Origin of the sequence: Limnobacter sp., from assembly GCF_046297615.1 — a bacterium.
Taxonomy (GTDB): domain Bacteria; phylum Pseudomonadota; class Gammaproteobacteria; order Burkholderiales; family Burkholderiaceae_B; genus Limnobacter.
In genome coordinates, this window is sequence record NZ_JBKBHM010000001.1 from 519481 (window position 1) to 534997 (window position 15517).

At 58.8% G+C, this 15517-nt stretch carries 16 protein-coding genes; 8 read left to right on the forward strand and 8 right to left on the reverse strand.

The window, feature by feature from the left end; genetic code table 11:
* The first annotated feature begins 18 nt into the window (after positions 1-18).
* The 6 genes from ACK4FF_RS02345 (at position 19) to ACK4FF_RS02370 (ending at position 7265) form a co-directional block, all read left to right on the forward strand.
* Complete coding sequence (locus ACK4FF_RS02345) at positions 19-2175, forward strand: FAD-dependent oxidoreductase (protein WP_409704195.1); 2157 nt, start codon at positions 19-21, stop codon at positions 2173-2175.
* Between the two features lie 767 nt (positions 2176-2942).
* Positions 2943-4454, forward strand: a complete 1512-nt coding sequence (gene istA, locus ACK4FF_RS02350) for an IS21 family transposase (protein WP_409704197.1) — start codon at positions 2943-2945, stop codon at positions 4452-4454.
* Entirely contained in the window at positions 4444-5256 is an 813-nt protein-coding gene (gene istB / locus ACK4FF_RS02355) for an IS21-like element helper ATPase IstB (RefSeq protein WP_409704199.1), read from the forward strand. Before istA ends, istB begins: the two co-directional genes overlap by 11 nt.
* 60 nt (positions 5257-5316) lie before the next feature.
* On the forward strand, positions 5317-5982 hold the full coding sequence (locus ACK4FF_RS02360; protein WP_409704201.1) for a hypothetical protein: 666 nt from the start codon (positions 5317-5319) through the stop codon (positions 5980-5982).
* Positions 5983-6077: 95 nt separating this feature from the next.
* On the forward strand, positions 6078-6758 hold the full coding sequence (locus ACK4FF_RS02365; protein ID WP_409704203.1) for a hypothetical protein: 681 nt from the start codon (positions 6078-6080) through the stop codon (positions 6756-6758).
* 81 nt (positions 6759-6839) lie between these two features.
* The gene (locus ACK4FF_RS02370; protein ID WP_409704833.1) at positions 6840-7265 is read left to right on the forward strand and encodes an RNA-binding S4 domain-containing protein; all 426 of its coding nucleotides are present in this window, start codon (positions 6840-6842) and stop codon (positions 7263-7265) included.
* Here the strand turns inward: ACK4FF_RS02370 and ACK4FF_RS02375 are convergent.
* From ACK4FF_RS02375 to ACK4FF_RS02390, 4 genes are read right to left on the reverse strand one after another with little or no spacing between them, the layout of a single operon-like run.
* Positions 7246-7740 carry a peroxiredoxin family protein gene (locus ACK4FF_RS02375; protein ID WP_409704205.1) on the reverse strand — a complete coding sequence of 165 codons (495 nt, stop codon included), beginning with the start codon at positions 7738-7740 and terminating at the stop codon, positions 7246-7248. The two genes, ACK4FF_RS02370 and ACK4FF_RS02375, sit on opposite strands and share 20 nt — an antisense overlap.
* Before the next feature lie 35 nt (positions 7741-7775).
* Positions 7776-8456, reverse strand: a complete 681-nt coding sequence (locus tag ACK4FF_RS02380) for a BON domain-containing protein (protein WP_409704207.1) — start codon at positions 8454-8456, stop codon at positions 7776-7778.
* A complete protein-coding gene (locus ACK4FF_RS02385) occupies positions 8449-9048 on the reverse strand; it encodes a phosphoheptose isomerase (protein WP_409704209.1) in 600 nt (199 codons plus the stop codon). Before ACK4FF_RS02385 ends, ACK4FF_RS02380 begins: the two co-directional genes overlap by 8 nt.
* A gap of 49 nt (positions 9049-9097) precedes the next feature.
* Complete coding sequence (locus ACK4FF_RS02390; RefSeq protein ID WP_409704211.1) at positions 9098-9598, reverse strand: YraN family protein; 501 nt, start codon at positions 9596-9598, stop codon at positions 9098-9100.
* On the opposite strand from ACK4FF_RS02390, the gene rsmI reads away from it, so the two are divergent.
* A complete protein-coding gene (gene rsmI / locus ACK4FF_RS02395) occupies positions 9597-10499 on the forward strand; it encodes a 16S rRNA (cytidine(1402)-2'-O)-methyltransferase (protein WP_409704213.1) in 903 nt (300 codons plus the stop codon). The two genes, ACK4FF_RS02390 and rsmI, sit on opposite strands and share 2 nt — an antisense overlap.
* 88 nt (positions 10500-10587) lie before the next feature.
* On the opposite strand, the gene ACK4FF_RS02400 is transcribed toward rsmI, so the two are convergent.
* From ACK4FF_RS02400 to ACK4FF_RS02415, 4 genes are all read right to left on the reverse strand, one after another.
* Complete coding sequence (locus ACK4FF_RS02400) at positions 10588-11244, reverse strand: hypothetical protein (RefSeq protein WP_409704215.1); 657 nt, start codon at positions 11242-11244, stop codon at positions 10588-10590.
* A gap of 331 nt (positions 11245-11575) precedes the next feature.
* Positions 11576-12001 carry an RNA polymerase-binding protein DksA gene (gene dksA, locus ACK4FF_RS02405; protein ID WP_409704217.1) on the reverse strand — a complete coding sequence of 142 codons (426 nt, stop codon included), beginning with the start codon at positions 11999-12001 and terminating at the stop codon, positions 11576-11578.
* 49 nt (positions 12002-12050) lie between these two features.
* Positions 12051-13019: a CobW family GTP-binding protein gene (locus ACK4FF_RS02410; RefSeq protein ID WP_409704835.1), complete on the reverse strand. Its 969-nt coding sequence runs from the start codon at positions 13017-13019 to the stop codon at positions 12051-12053.
* A gap of 156 nt (positions 13020-13175) precedes the next feature.
* Complete coding sequence (locus ACK4FF_RS02415; RefSeq protein WP_409704219.1) at positions 13176-14198, reverse strand: MBL fold metallo-hydrolase; 1023 nt, start codon at positions 14196-14198, stop codon at positions 13176-13178.
* Positions 14199-14322: 124 nt separating this feature from the next.
* Between ACK4FF_RS02415 and ACK4FF_RS02420 the strand changes: the two genes are divergently transcribed.
* The gene (locus tag ACK4FF_RS02420) at positions 14323-15504 is read left to right on the forward strand and encodes an isovaleryl-CoA dehydrogenase (RefSeq protein WP_409704221.1); all 1182 of its coding nucleotides are present in this window, start codon (positions 14323-14325) and stop codon (positions 15502-15504) included.
* Positions 15505-15517 lie beyond the last annotated feature (13 nt).

Consider the following 15517-nt stretch of genomic DNA (forward strand, 5'->3'; position numbering starts at 1 on the left):
GCATAAGGAATAGGCTGGATGATGAACAAACGAGTGGTGTTGCTGGCGGTGGTGGCCGCGCTGATCCTGGCTTGGGCCGAAGACTTGCCCAGCCTGCTGACCTTGGACAGTCTGAAAGCCCGAATGGACGGGTTTCAGGCCCTGCGGGCCGAGCAGCCCTGGTTGGTGGCGGGCGTGTATGCCTTGGTCTACGTGGCTGTCACAGCCTTGTCCATTCCGGGGGCGGCCATCCTGACCTTGGCAGGCGGCGCACTGTTCGGCCTTTGGCTTGGGTTGGCCATCGTTTCTGTGGCCTCAACCGTCGGTGCAAGCCTTGCATTTCTTGGCGCACGCTATCTGCTTCGGGATGTGGTTCAGGCCCGCTTCGGCGAACGGCTCTCTGGCTTTCAGCAGGGGCTTGAGAAAGACGGGGCTTTTTACCTGTTCACCCTCAGGTTGGTGCCTGTAGTGCCCTTCTTCCTGATCAACCTGCTCATGGGCTTGACCCGCATGCCCCTGCGCACCTTTTTCTGGGTCAGCCAGTTGGGCATGCTGGCCGGCACAGCCGTGTATGTGAATGCCGGCACCGAGCTTGCCCGCATCGAAAGCCTTTCGGGCATTGTGTCGCCCGGCCTGTTGGCCTCCTTCGCCTTGCTCGGCGTTTTTCCCTGGCTGGCCCGCAAAGTGTTGGCCGTGTTACAGGCCCGTCGCGTGTACGCCCCTTACAGCAAGCCAGACCGCTTCGACCGTAACCTGATTGTGATCGGTGCGGGTGCAGCCGGTTTGGTGACGGCCTACATTGCTGCCGCCGTGAAAGCCAAAGTCACCCTGATTGAGGCACGCGACATGGGCGGCGATTGCCTGAACACCGGGTGCGTGCCCTCCAAAGCACTGATTCGCAGTGCCCGCCTAGCTCAACAGATGCGCAAGGCGGACCAGTTCGGGCTCGCCCCCACCGAACCCAACATCCCCTTTGCCCAAGTGATGAAGCGCATTCGACAGGTCATTCGCGACATTGAGCCGCATGACAGTGTCGAGCGATACACCAGTCTTGGTGTGGATGTGGTCAAAGGCTACGCCCGTCTGATTGACCCGTGGACAGTCAGCATTGCCGACGCGCAAGGCCAAGCCCGCACCCTGACCGCACGCCACATCGTTCTGGCTACCGGGGCCGAACCGCTGATGCCCAAACTACCCGGCATGGACGAGGTTGGCGTGTTGAACAGCGACACACTGTGGGCTGCGATGGATGGCCGCCAGCAGGCCCCAGCCCGCTTTCTTGTCATGGGTGGCGGGCCGATCGGGTGCGAACTCGCGCAAGCTTTCGCTCGGCTGGGTTCCGCAGTCACCTTGGTTGAAATGGGCGAACGCCTGCTGGCCCGTGAAGACGAGGAAGTCTCCGCGTTGGTGACTGAGCAACTGCGCACCGAAGGAGTGACCGTATTGCTCGGCCACCGCGTCACTGCCTTCGCCAGCAACCCTCAAGGCCGCGAGGCCGTGTTGGACAACCACGGGCACGAAGTGCGTGTGCCGTTTGATGATGCACTCTGTGCCTTGGGGCGCAAACCCCGTGTGCAGGGGTATGGCCTTGAGGCCTTGGGTATCAGCGCCCAGCCCACCATTGAAACCAATGAGTACCTGCAAACGCGGTTCCCGAACATTCTGGTGGCCGGTGATGCCGCAGGCCCCTACCAATTCACGCACGTGGCGGCCCATCAGGCCTGGTATGCCGCTGTCAACAGCCTGTTTGGACACCTGCGCAAATTCAAGGTCGACTACCGAGTCATTCCGTGGGTCACTTTCGTTGACCCCGAAGTGGCTCGGGTCGGTTTGAACGAGACCGAAGCCAAGGCCAAGGGCATTGCTTACGAGGTGGTTCGCTACGGGCTAGACGACCTTGACCGGGCCATCGCCGACGGTGAAAACCACGGTTTTGTCAAAATCCTGACCGTACCCGGTAAGGATGTCATATTGGGCGCTACCCTCGTAGGCAGCCATGCCGGTGACTTGCTCGCCGAACTCGTATTGGCCATGCGCCATGGCCTGGGACTCAACAAAATACTGGGCACCATCCACCCCTACCCGACCTGGACCGAAAGCAACAAATACGCAGCCGGGGAATGGAAGCGTGCTCATGCCCCACAAGGTTTGCTGCGCTGGGTTCAGCGATACCACGCGTGGCGAATTGGGCAGTGAGGCCAAAGGGTCCCAACTCACGGATTGACCAGGCCGCAACCACGACTGACCCGTGGGGTTGATCCAATTCATTGGGTTGGGTGTCCCTGCCACATGGGTACAAACGCTGGCGTCCGCTTCATTGGGGGCAGCCTCGTTGAGCCATGTGACACTCCAAGGGTCCATCAGCCCGCCCGCGGTCAGGTGCAAGCCTGTCTGCGCCTGCGCATGGTGCCCCGGGCTTCGCAGCCCGCATGGCCATTGCCGCACGGGGGTATAAGCGCTTTGACCATGACACAGTGCGCTTTGCGCCCACCCCACTTGTCCTTGCGCGTCGGTCACTTCCCTCGCCTGACCGCGCCGGTCCGTGTGTACATGGCCAAGTTCACTGCCGCGAACCATGGCCAAGGGCTCAAAGCTGGTCGGGTTGCTCAGAAACAAGGTTGTTTCATCCGGCCTTGTTGAATCCGCCAGTCGCCGTTCTGCAAGCAGGCTGGCTCCCAGCCAGTAGAGCGTCGTGGTGTGTCCGGTGCCGCTGTCGTTCTCCACGGCAATTCGGGCAGGGCGGCCCAAGGGGTCATATTGGAGGGCTACGGTGCTTCGGTCGCCGCTGGGCCCAGTCCGCTCAATTGTTTGAATCCTGCCCAGTACATCACGCTGATAGCCCAATGTGTGTTGATTCATTTTGAGAACTGAGCCAATCTGAGTCGAATTCACGTTGAATTTTGAGCCACGTTAACCGCATATCCTGCTTATTTTTTGGGCAGGAGCGTGTAGGAGTGATTAACGTGGGAACACTGAGTAAATTACGCCGCATGGTCCGCAGAGATGGGCTGTCGGTGCGCGAGGCTTCTAAGAAGCTTGGGATCGCCCGCAACACTGCGGCTCGTTGGCTGGCTGTGGACCAGATGGTCGAGCCTAAGTACCCTAAGCGGGTGACAGTTCAGTCCATTCTTGACCCTTACAAGGAGCAGTTGAGCAACTGGCTCAAGGCTGACAGCCACCGAGGCAAACGGGACAGACGCACGACCAAGGCGCTGTTTGAAGCGGTTCGGGCGCTAGGCTACAGCGGCTCGCGGGGGCCGGTGTATGAGTTCTGCAAGCACTGGCGTGACGAGCAAACTAATAAATCCCGGCATGCTGGATTCGTCCCCATGAGCTATGAGCTTGGAGAGGCATTTCAGTTCGACTGGAGTTGTGAGTACGCCTTTATTGAGGGGCTGCGCAGACGACTGGAGGTGGCGCATGTCAAGCTGGCGTCAAGTCGGGCGTTTGTGATGGTGGCGTATTACACCCAATCACATGAGATGTTGTTTGATGCCCATGCACGGGCATTCGAGATCTTCGGCGCAATCCCCAAGCGGGGCATCTACGACAACATGAAGACCGCCGTCGATAAAGTTGGCCCTGGCAAGCAGCGCAGCGTCAATGCTCGGTTTGAGTCAATGACGGGCCACTATCTGTTCGAGGCTGAGTTCTGCAACCGCGCTGCCGGTTGGGAGAAGGGCATCGTTGAGAAAAACGTTCAGGACCGACGCCGGGGGATTTGGCGCGAGGTGAGCGAACGGCGCTGGGTCGATCTCGATGAGCTGAACGTGTGGGTTCGGCAAGCTTGTCTAAAGGCCTGGCAAGAGATCAAGCATCCAGAGTGGCCGGAATTGACAGGGGCTGATGTTTGGCAAGACGAGCAGGTTCGCCTGATGCCTTGCCCAACACCGTTTAACGGCTACATCGAACAGCCTGTACTGGTCTCACCGACATCTTTGATCCATTACCAACGAAACCGGTATAGCGTCCCATGCGAGTGGATTAACAGCACAGTCAGCCTGCGCGCCTACCCTGCACATTTGCTGGTTGTGGCTGCTGATGGGGAATGTGTGACGCTCAAGCGCAGCTTTGAACGCGATCAGACGATTTACGACTGGACGCACTACATCAGCCTGATTGAGAGAAAGCCTGGGGCGTTACGCAACGCAGCGCCCTTTAAATCCATGCCCGAGCCTTTACTGGAGTTGCAGCGGCAACTGCTGAAGAACCCGGGAGGCGATCGTGTCATGGCCAAAGTCCTCAATGCTGTCACTTTGCATGGCTTGGAACCCGTTGTGGTGGCGGTGGAGTTGGCATTGCAAGCTGGTCGGATCAGTGGCGAGCATGTGCTGAATATCCTGTACCGCTTACAAGAGCCAGGCAAGCAGGTTCAGGAACTGCCGATGGTTATTGAGCTAGTTGAGCCGCCCCAAGCAGATGTCCATCGCTACGACGCTCTGCGCCCGAACAAGGGGGGCGACCATGTCCAATGACGTTGTTGCAGCCCTGAAGGGGTTGAGTTTGCATGGAATGGCTGGGGCATGGCCCGAGGTCTTGGGCACGGCACGCATGAAGTCTCTGGACCATGAGGCGCTGATGCATCAACTGCTCAAGGCAGAGAGTGCGTATCGGGATGTACGGTCAATGGCCTATCAGATGCGAGCCGCCAGATTCCCTGCGCATCGAGATTTGACCGGCTTTGCCTTCGATGAAGCTCAAGTCGACGAAGCTTTGGTGAGGGATCTGCACAAGATGAAATTCATTGAATCAGCCCACAACGTGGTCTTCGTTGGAGGTCCGGGAACTGGCAAGACGCACCTGGCAACCAGTATTGGTATTGAAACCATCAAGGTTCATAGCAAACGCGTGCGGTTCTTCTCAACGGTTGAACTGGTCAATGCGCTTGAGCTGGAAAAGTCTCAAGGTAAGGCAGGACAGCTGGCCCACAAGCTCATGTACGTCGATCTGGTGATTCTGGATGAAATGGGCTATCTGCCGTTCACTCAGTCTGGCGGTGCCTTACTCTTCCATCTATTGTCAAAGCTGTATGAGAGAACCAGCGTGGTGATCACCACCAATCTGAACTTCTCTGAGTGGGCCAGTGTGTTTGGCGACGCCAAGATGACCACAGCGCTTCTTGATCGCCTGACTCATCACTGCCATATCGTGGAGACAGGCAATCAAAGTTGGAGGTTCAGAAATTCCAGTGCTCAGGCCAAAGCAATAACCCGATCCAGAACGAAGAAAGGAGTCCCTGATCCATCAATGCCCTTAGACTTATCCACAACTGTGTGAAGAAAAAACCATCAACCAAGTGGCTCAATCTTCAACGTGAAAACTGGCTCAGTTTGCTAGATGTATCAACAGCAGGTGGTCAAACAGGACGTGGAGGCCACCATGCGCCAACACCCGTTGGCGGCCATCCGCCAGTTGGCCCAGTCGCCATTCATTGCCGACAATACGCGTATCCGGGTGGCGCTGGACGCCAACCTTGGCGTATTGCCCGAGGCGCGCGATGCCCCTGACGGGCTGGTTCTGGCCCAGGAAGAGCGCGACTGGTTGGCCCTGCGTTCGGCCGTTTGGCCGGCAGATGTCATTGCCCAAGCCCAAACCTTTCTGGAGCGCTACCCCGCCAGCGCCATGCTGCCCCAAGCCCGAGTGCTCAAGCAAGGCGCTGAGACTGCACTGGCTGTGTTGCGCAATCGGGATGTAAAGCTGTACCGCAGTTCATTCATCACGCCGGACAATGCCCAGGAAGACTTGAAACGGGCAGCACGAGGGGACAAAGACGCCGCCGCCCGCATTGCCCGCAGCCACCGAGCCCTGAACACAGACCTTGGCCTGCTGCGCTACGAAGGCTGGTTGCAATACGCGGCCGGGTTGGGCAATGGGATTGCCAGCTATGAACTCGCTTTGTACTACCGGGCGGGCCAACAGCCCATCTTGGCGGCGCAGGCCGAGGCGCGCGCTGTGGCCCTGGGTTATGTGCCGCCCCGTTCCCTGCAACATGAGCGCAAATGACGGTGATTTTCCGCTGTGTTCAAGTCATTCCCCCGAGTGGGGTTCTGACACACTGCACCATGGGCAAAGCATGACTACATGCGAGGAGTCGGGGTGTGAACACGGGGCGGATTTTCAGGACAGTGATGGGTGCAGCCATGGCGACAGTGGCCTTGGCCGCGTGTAACCCGCGCAGTATGCTGACCGACAGCAATCTGCTTAAAGGGGCCAGGGCAGAAACTTTTGTGCTCAGCCACGGTGCTTTGTGTGCCCGCCTGCCCAGTGGAACCGCCATTGAACAATACGCCCGTGACGAGGTACCCGAAACCAGCGCCGTGGGGCGTGAAGTCAAGGCTTGGGATTTGTCCGGCCTGCTCGATATTCTTCAAACCCGCGATGGCCGCTGGGTGCTGCTGCCTTCCCCCGGCCTGAAAACCCTCAAAGGGGTGCACTTTCGCAAAGGCCCCAGCGGCGAGAACGATGCCCTGTGTTTTGGGCGACTGTGGATTGAAGGCGTGATTGATTACCGGGAAGACAAGCCCTTTGGCCTTGACAAGGCGGTGACTGCGCGCTTCAAAGCCAACCTGAAAGACGCTGAAATGCTGCGCCATTTCAGGGGCCTGAAGGTTGAAAGTTTCGACCCCGCCATTTTCACCCTGAGTACAGGCACTGCCTTCGCCGACGACCTTCAGCCCGAGTTTGTGGTTGAAATGGCTCTACACCCGGCGTCGACGGGTTGGTACTTGGCCAAGGGGGCCGATGAGGTTCATGCCATAGAGCGTGTCGCAGCGCCTTGAAGGGGTGGTCTGGCATAATTCAACTCATTGAATTGTTGCAGAGCCCCCAGCGTGAGCCGACAGAACAAACACCGCCCTGAAGTGGCCTTGACCCCGAACGGCAAGGTGGATTTTTCCGCACCCGGTGCCAAGGTGCGTGTGGACAAATGGCTGTGGGCGGCTCGCTTTTTCAAAACCCGCAGCCTGGCCACCGAGATGGTGGACGGTGGCAAGGTCAAATGCCATGACGAACGCGTCAAACCTGCTTATCCGGTTCAGGTGGGCGATGTGTTGAGTATTCCAGTGGGTTGGGATGAGATGGTGGTGGTGGTCAAAGCCTTGTCCGACAAGCGCGGCAGTGCTCCGATTGCCCGCACACTGTATGAAGAAACGGCTGAAAGCCAAGCCTTGCGCGCCCAACGGGCGGCCAACCGAAAACTGGCGATGGACCCTGCACTGGACATCAAGGCCAGGCCCACCAAACGTGACCGGCGGGCCATTGATGACTTCAAATGGGGCGAGGGCTAGCCAGCGATTTTTCGATCAGCGCATGCAGGGCTGCAAAGTCGGGCTCGCCCACATAGGTTTTGACAATCGCGCCCTTGCGGTCGATCAGGAAAGTGGTCGGTGTGATGCGCACATCGTCGAATGACTTGGCAATTTTCCCGTCAATGTCCAGCGCCACATCAAATGGCAGGTTGCGGGTCTGCGCAAAATTCATCACGTAGTCCGGCCGGTCGTAACTCATGGCCACCGCAATGGTGCGCAGCCCTTGGGCCTTGTATTTGTTGTGGGTGTCGATGAGGGCGGGCATTTCCTTGACGCAGGTGGTGCAACTGGTGGCCCAGAAATTCACCACCATCACCTCGCCTTGGTAATCGGCTGGCTTGAGCACCTGCCCGGTCAGTGTGGTGTAGTCCACCCGGGGCGCCTGGCTGGACAGACAGCCTGCCAGCACCCAAGCCGACAAGGCCAAAACGACTGTGCGCAACATGGCGTTCATGGTGTTCCCCGGGGGTTGATGCGTCAAAAAATGGTTTAAGGCCTGCTGTTGATGGGGGCTTGGTTGCTGCCGTTATTGGGTGTGGCAGTCAAGCGGGTCAAGTCCTGTTCGGTGATGGTATCCACCACTTTCACCACGCGGTTCACACCGCTGACGCCTGAAGCGATTTGAGCGGCCCGATTGGCCTCACGTTCTGTGACCAGGCCCATGATGTACACCGCACCGGCTTCGGTGGTGATCTTGAACGCATTGGCGAACAGGTCTTGCGCATCAAACAGAGAGGCCTTGACTTTGGTGGTCAACACCGCGTCATTGGAACGCGACGAGAAGGTGCTCTTGGGGCCGATCTGAATGTCATTGACCAGCAGGCGGATGTTCTGCACGTTGGCCACGGCCGCTTCCACCGCACTGCGTGTGGCTTCATCGGGGGCTTCGCCCGTCAACAGCACTTGCCGGTTGTACACGGTGGCGTTCACATGGACATTCTCACCAAAGCGTTGGCTGATGGCGCTGTCGGCCTTCAGCTGAATGCTGCGGTCTTCGACTTGAATGCCGACGGTGCGGCGGTCCACTGCGGCCATGGAGCCGGCGGTGATGGCGGCGGCTGCACCAAAGAAGCACCCGCCCAACAAGGGGGCAGTCAATGCTGCGCACAGGCCAAGGGCCATGGCGCTGCGAAGGGCTGGGCGGTGGTTCAGTCGGAGGCTACTACGCATTGTCTTCTTCTCCCAAAAGGCACACGTCAATGCCGTCACACAGGCAGTGAATCGTGAGCAAGTGAATTTCCTGAATACGGGCTGTGCGGTTGTGGGGCACACACAGGTGAAGGTCGTTCTCGCCCAGGGCTTGGGTCATTTGGCCGCCGCCTTTGCCGGTCAGGGCGATGACTGTCATTTCCCGTTGGTGCGCCGCTTCAATGGCCATCAGCACGTTGCGGGAGTTGCCGCTGGTGGATATGGCCAGAAGGATGTCACCGGGTTGACCAATGGCCTGAACCTGCTTGGAAAACACCTCGTTGAAACTGTAATCGTTGCCAATGGCCGTCAGCGCAGAACTGTCGGTGGTCAGCGCAATGGCGGCCAAGCCTGGACGCTCGCGTTCAAAACGACCAACCAGTTCAGCCGCGAAGTGTTGGCAATCGCCGGCCGATCCGCCGTTACCGCAGGCCAGAATCTTCCCGCCATTGGTCAAGGTGGCCACCATCAGCTCCACGGCCGATGCAATGGGGCCAGCCATTTCTTCGGTGGCGTTTTGCTTGGCCTGGATGCTTTCGTCAAATTGTTGGGTGATGCGGGTGATCAGGTCCATGATTGTTCTTCGGGCCTCGGCTGGAGTGGGCGAAGCCCTATTATAGGGGTTAGCTCTCTGGCAGCCAGGCGTTGGGCAGCCAAGTGGGCTCATTGTCCTGGTGCAAAGCCACCACATCAAAACGCAGATGTCGGTAATGATGTTGACCATGGGTCACCCACCAAAGTTTCGCGCACCGCTCAATTCGCTGGATTTTCCCTCGGTTGACCGTGTCCAGCGCCGTGCCGTGGGAGTGGTTGTTGCGCAGGCGCACCTCCACGATCACAGCGGTGTCGCCCTCGGCCATGATGAGGTCCAATTCGCCACAGCGGCAGCGGTGGTTGCGGGCCAGCAGTGCGAGCCCATGGCGTTCCAGCCAGCGCAAAGCCCGGGTTTCGCCATCGTTGCCCAGCGCTTGGGTGTCCCATCGGCGGGGTTTGGGCGCCTTCTGGGCTTGTGGTTGACGCCCAGGCTGCCAAGGCAGCGGTGGCTGCGCCGGCGCTGAAGGTTTGTCAGCACCCCATGGAATGCCTGACAATGCGCGTTTAGAGCGCTTTTCTGCCTTGCCCATGTCGCATCCTGATTCTTCTTCCTCCGCGGATTCTGACGCAGTGCGTCCGGGATCACTCTTTGTGGTGGCTACGCCGATCGGCAATATGGGTGATTTGTCCCCCCGGGCACGTAGCGTGCTGGCGCAGGTGGACCGGATTGCCGCCGAGGACACCCGCAACACGGCTCGCCTGTTGGAGCAACTCGGCCTGCGCAAGCCGTTGATGGCACATCACGCCCACAATGAACACCAGAGCGCGCAGGGCATTGTCCAGTGTTTGGCGCAGGGTGAGTCGGTGGCCTTGGTGAGCGACGCGGGGACTCCCGCAGTGTCAGACCCGGGTGCGGTTGTGGTCAGGGCGGTGGCTGAGGCTGGGTACACCGTGGTGCCGGTGCCGGGGGCCAGCAGTGTGCTGACCGCGGTGGCGGCGAGCGGTTTGGTGGATGGCCCATTCACGTTCCGGGGGTTTTTGCCTGCCAAAGGGCGTGAGCGCACCGCGCAGCTACAGGCTTGGTTGGCCTGTGAAGAACCCCAGGTGGTGTTTGAGGCCCCACACCGGGTAATGAGCCTGGCAGATGACCTGGAGGCCCTTGGGCTTGCCGACCGGGCGGTGTGCGCTGGCCGTGAGATGACCAAGCAATTTGAAACCTTCTACCGGGGAAGCATTCAGGAGGTGATTGCCCAGGTTCGCGCAGACCCGAATGCGACACGGGGCGAATGGGTGTGGGTGTTTGCAGGGGGCCCACCGGCAGGCGCCGCAGGCGAGGATAGTGCTGCCGGCGGCCTGTCTGATTGGTTGGCCCCGTTGTTGGAGCAGGTGCCGCTGAAGACTGCGGTGTCGATTGCGGTGAAGGCCACCGGTTGGCCCAAAAACCAGGTGTATGAGTTAGCCCTCAGTTTGAAGAACAGCGCTGAGGAATAAAAAACGGCCAGCATCAAGCTGGCCGAATACCACTGAACTCACTGTCCATGAGGCGGGCGGGCCCCATGAACACTGCTTCTACCCGCGATCAGACGGGCAGGGGCAGTTCGGGAACTGAAGGGGCTTCAAGCCCGCCCAGTGAAGCGGTGATGGCGATGGGGGCTGAGCCTCCGCCCAGAGAAATGGTCAGCGTGCCGTCTTCGAAGCTGATCGGGGACTCGGGAAGCCCGCCGCCGCCTGGCAGTTCGGGCAATCCGCCGCCCAGCAGGTCGGTCAGTGCAGCCACCAGTTCCTCAGGGCCTGCGGGCAGGCTGGGAGCACCGGGCAGTGAAGGCAGACCTGGCAATTCGGGCAGGCCGGGGATGGAAGGCACTTCGGCAGCGCTCAATGTGGGCAGCTCAGGTGCGCCGGGCAAGCCAGGCAGTTCGGGGGCGCCTGGCAGTTCGCCAGCGGCCAGGCCAGTCAGCAGGGCGACCAGGTCTTCAGGGCCTACCGGCAGTTCAGGTGCGCCGGGCAGAGAGGGCAGGGCAGGTGGCTCGCTGGGCAATGCGTCAGCCAGGCTCATCAGTGCAGCAACCACAGCGTCAGGGCTGGTGGGCAGGCTGGGCAGTTCCGGTGCTCCGGGCAGTGACGGCAGTGAGGGCGCTTCCGGGGCAAAGCCTTCCAGCGCGTTGATCACGCCAACCACCACTGGACCAACCACGGGGATAGTGTTCAAACCGGACTTCAGTTCATCGAGGGCCATTTGTCTCTCCAATGTAAAAAAGGGGATTTCCTTTTTGAGTTTTTACGTAGGCAATCTCTGTTGCCTGCCTTATAAAAACAGAGGAAATGCTCTAGGCCAATTCGCACAAGTCGCAACTTCTGTCAGTAAAGCCCTGTAATTTAATTTCTGAATTTAATTAAATTATTGAATAAAAAGGGAAAATTTAGAGAAAAGTTTGTTGCGTTAAATTGTGCAAAATGTGGCGGGTTTGCGAATGTCCGATATTCGCCATTGCAATGTCAGTTTGCTGATAGACAAAGAAAAACCCCGACAAGCGGGGTTTTGGGTCAAGCCTGGTGTTGTGGGTGACTCAGTCGCCGTACATCCGCTGCTTCAATTCCCGGCGTTGCTGGGCTTCCAGTGACAGGGAGGCGGTGGGGCGGGCCAGCAAACGGGCCAAGCCGATGGGGTCGCCTGTTTCTTCGCACCAGCCGTATTCGCCACTGTCGATTTTCTGCAGGGACTGCTGCACTTTCTTGAGCAGTTTGCGTTCCCGGTCTCGGGTGCGCAGTTCAAGCGCGTGCTCTTCCTCGATGGTGGCGCGGTCGGCGGGGTCGGGCACCACCACGGTTTCACGCAAGTGTTCAGTGGTTTCGCCCGCGTTGGCCAACAGTTCTTTTTCCATGTCCTGAAGGCGTTGCCGGAAAAAGGCCAATTGAACGTCGTTCATGTAATCATCGTCAGACATTGCGAGCAGTTGTTTCTCGCTGATGATGGGCACTTTCTGCGTTGTCATGTCAGGCCTCAAATGCTTGGGATTGGTTCACTATATACCAGTATAGCGATTATCGGGCCAGACAAAGCTCTAACCCTTGGGTGATGAAGTCCTTGGGCAATTTGCGCCCAATGAACACGATTTTGCTTTCTTTCTTCTCGGCCCCATCCCATTTGCGGCCCCAATCCAGCCCCATCAGCATATGAACGCCCTGAAAGAGTGCGCGGCGGTCGCTGCCTTTGATGCTCAGAATGCCTTTGTAGCGCAGCATGTCGGGCCCATACACCTGGGTGACCGAGCCCATGAATTCTTCAAACTTCTGCCCGTCGAAGGGCTTGGCGCTTTTGAAAACGAAGCTTTGGATTTCATCGTTGTGGGAATGTTTGTCCTCGTCCAGGAAGTCGGGGGCAATGTCCAGAATGGAGTTGAGGTTAAAGCCACGCACATCCAGCAGTTTGTTGACGGGGGCTTTGCCGTGGTCGCTGATCATCACTTCGGCACGGGCATTCATTTTGGCCAGGCGTTTGCGCAGCACCTGAACCTCGTCCTCGGTGGCCAAGTCGGTTTTGGACAGCAGCAGGCGGTCAGCAAAGCCCACTTGCTGTTGAATTTCGCGGTGCTCGCTCAGTTGTGTCATGGCGTGTTTGGCGTCGACCACGGTAATCACCGCGTCCAGCACATAGTGCTCGGCCACATCGTCATCCACGAAGAAGGTTTGCGCCACCGGGCCCGGGTCCGCCATGCCGGTGGTTTCAATCACTACCCGGTCGAATTTGATTTCGCCAGCAGCGCGCCGTTTGGCCATGTCGCCGAGAATGCGCACCAAGTCACCCCGCACGGTGCAACACAGGCAGCCGTTGTTCATTTCCACGATGTTTTCCTGCTCGTTTTGCATCAGCAGGTCGTTGTCCACGCCTTCTTCCCCAAACTCATTTTCAATCACAGCGATTTTCATGCCGTGGTTTTCCTTGAGGATGCGGTTGAGCAGGGTGGTTTTGCCGCTGCCCAAAAAGCCGGTGAGGATGGTGACGGGAATCATGGGTTTAGGGGTGTTGCTCATGGTTTAGGCTCGGGATGTTGCACACACAGGCCCCTAGATGGGGGCAAGGTGCTCAATATAAAGGGGCAAGCCGCTGCTTGCCGAACGGCAACAGTGTACCTGCCCCGGCTGCCACTCGTGCTGCGGTGGTGGCGATCAGGCGGTTTCGAACTTCCAGACCCCGTCCGCTTGAACCCGTTTTGCCTGGCCTGCGTGCCACAAGTGGTGAAGGTGGGCGATGGCCTCGCCCATGGCAAAGCTCATTTGGTGGCCGTCCATTTCACGTTTAAACAGCACGGCGATGGCTTGGCGGGCTGACAGCGGGCCATTGCGCAGGGCGTCCCGCAGTTCGCTCAAGCGGTGGTCATGGTGGCGCAGCAATTGAGCACACCGGTCATGCACGCCCTTGAAGGGGACGCCATGGGAGGGCAGCACGGTCAGTGTGTTCGGCAGTTCCGCCATACGTTGCACGCTGGCCAGAAAGGCTTTGAGCGGGTTGCCTTCGGGTTCTGTGCCGTACACGCTGACGTTGGTGGAGATGGTGGGCAGCAGCATGTCCCCGCTGATCATCAGTTGTTGGCTTTCAGACACCAGACTGATGTGTTCGGGGCTGTGGCCAAAACCGGTCAGGCAGCGCCAGTCATGCCCGCCGATGGTCAATACGTCGCCTTCCTGAATGCGGTGAAAACTCAGCGGCGGCTCGGGCACCAGGCGCGCAAACAGGCCACCCCGGGCCTCGCGGGTTTCTTCGGCCTTTTGCTCATGGGCCAAGCCGTGTTCGGCCAGGAAGTTGCCCAGTGTTTGGCCATCAAACCCGGGCAGGTTGGCGCACAGGCTGCGGGCAATGAAGTACTCCGCTGCAGACATGTGCACCTGCAGGCCGAACTGCCGTGCCAGTGGGCCAGCCATGCCAATGTGGTCGGGGTGGGCGTGCGTCACAATGATGCGGCCCAGAGGTTTGTTCTTGAACAGTTTTTCAGACAGCCCCGCCCAGATGGCTTGTACGTCGGGCAGGCCAACGCCGGTGTCTACCAAGGTGTATTGGTTCGCTTCTTCCAGCAGCCAGACATTGATGTGATCCAGCGCGAAAGGCAAAGGCAGGCGTAACCAATGAACGCCGGGGGCCACTTCAAAGGGTTGGCCAATCGCCGGGGGTTCGTAAAGGCGTTCAATTCCCATGGGTGTCTGTGCTGTGGTGAGTGACTCGGAGGATGCGCCGCGAAATGCGCCGCCTAATTCGAACAATCGTTCGATTGTAGGGCATCATTAAGCCAAAGAATGCAAAACACAGGAGACTTGCCCCATGTTGAACGTACCCGGCCTGCAATTTGAACTCGGCGATGACATCGACGCTTTGCGAGATGCAGTGCAAGCCTTTGCGCAAAAAGAGATTGCACCACTGGCTACAGAATTGGACCGCACCGATCAATTTCCCATGCACTTGTGGCGCAAATTGGGGGACATGGGCCTGCTGGGCCTGACAGTTGAGGAGGAGCTGGGCGGTTCGGGCATGGGTTACCTGGCGCACATTGTGGCGATGGAGGAGATTTCCCGCGCCAGCGCATCGGTGGCACTGAGTTATGGTGCCCATTCCAACCTGTGCGTGAACCAGATTCGCCGCAATGGCAATGAATGGCAACGCAACACCTTCCTACCCAAGTTGATTTCTGGCGAGCACATTGGTGCGTTGGCCATGAGCGAGCCCAATGCGGGGTCGGACGTGGTCAGCATGCAATTGCGCGCCGATAAACAAGGCGACCGCTACGTGCTCAATGGCAGCAAGATGTGGATCACCAACGGGCCGGACGCAGATGTGCTGGTGGTGTATGCAAAAACCGATTTGGCCGCCGGGCCGCGCGGAATTACTGCATTCCTGATCGAGAAAGGTTTCAAGGGCTTCTCGGTGGCCCAGAAGCTGGACAAGCTGGGCATGCGTGGCAGCCACACCGGTGAATTGGTGTTTGAAGACTGCGAGGTGCCTGAAACCCATGTGCTGGGCCGCGTGGGTAACGGCGTGAATGTGCTGATGAGCGGGCTGGATTTTGAGCGCGCCGTGCTGAGCGGTGGGCCTTTGGGGATTATGGCGGCAGCCATGGATGTGGTGGTGCCCTATGTGCACGACCGCAAGCAGTTTGGCCAAAGCATCGGCGAATTCCAGTTGATACAAGGCAAGTTGGCCGACATGTATTCCACCATGATGGCCACGCGGGCTTATGTGTACCAGGTTGGCAAAGCCTGCGACAAAGCCACGCCCGAGACAGTGCGCAAACTGCGCAAGGACTGTGCAGGCGCCATTTTGTTTTCAGCGGAGAAGGCCACCTGGATGGCTGGCGAGTCCATTCAGATTCTGGGTGGCAATGGTTACATCAACGACTACCCCACCGGGCGTTTGTGGCGCGATGCCAAGCTGTATGAAATCGGCGCGGGCACCAGTGAAATTCGCCGCATGCTGATTGGCCGGGAGTTGTTTGCGGAAACGCTCTAAAGTAGACAGGCTG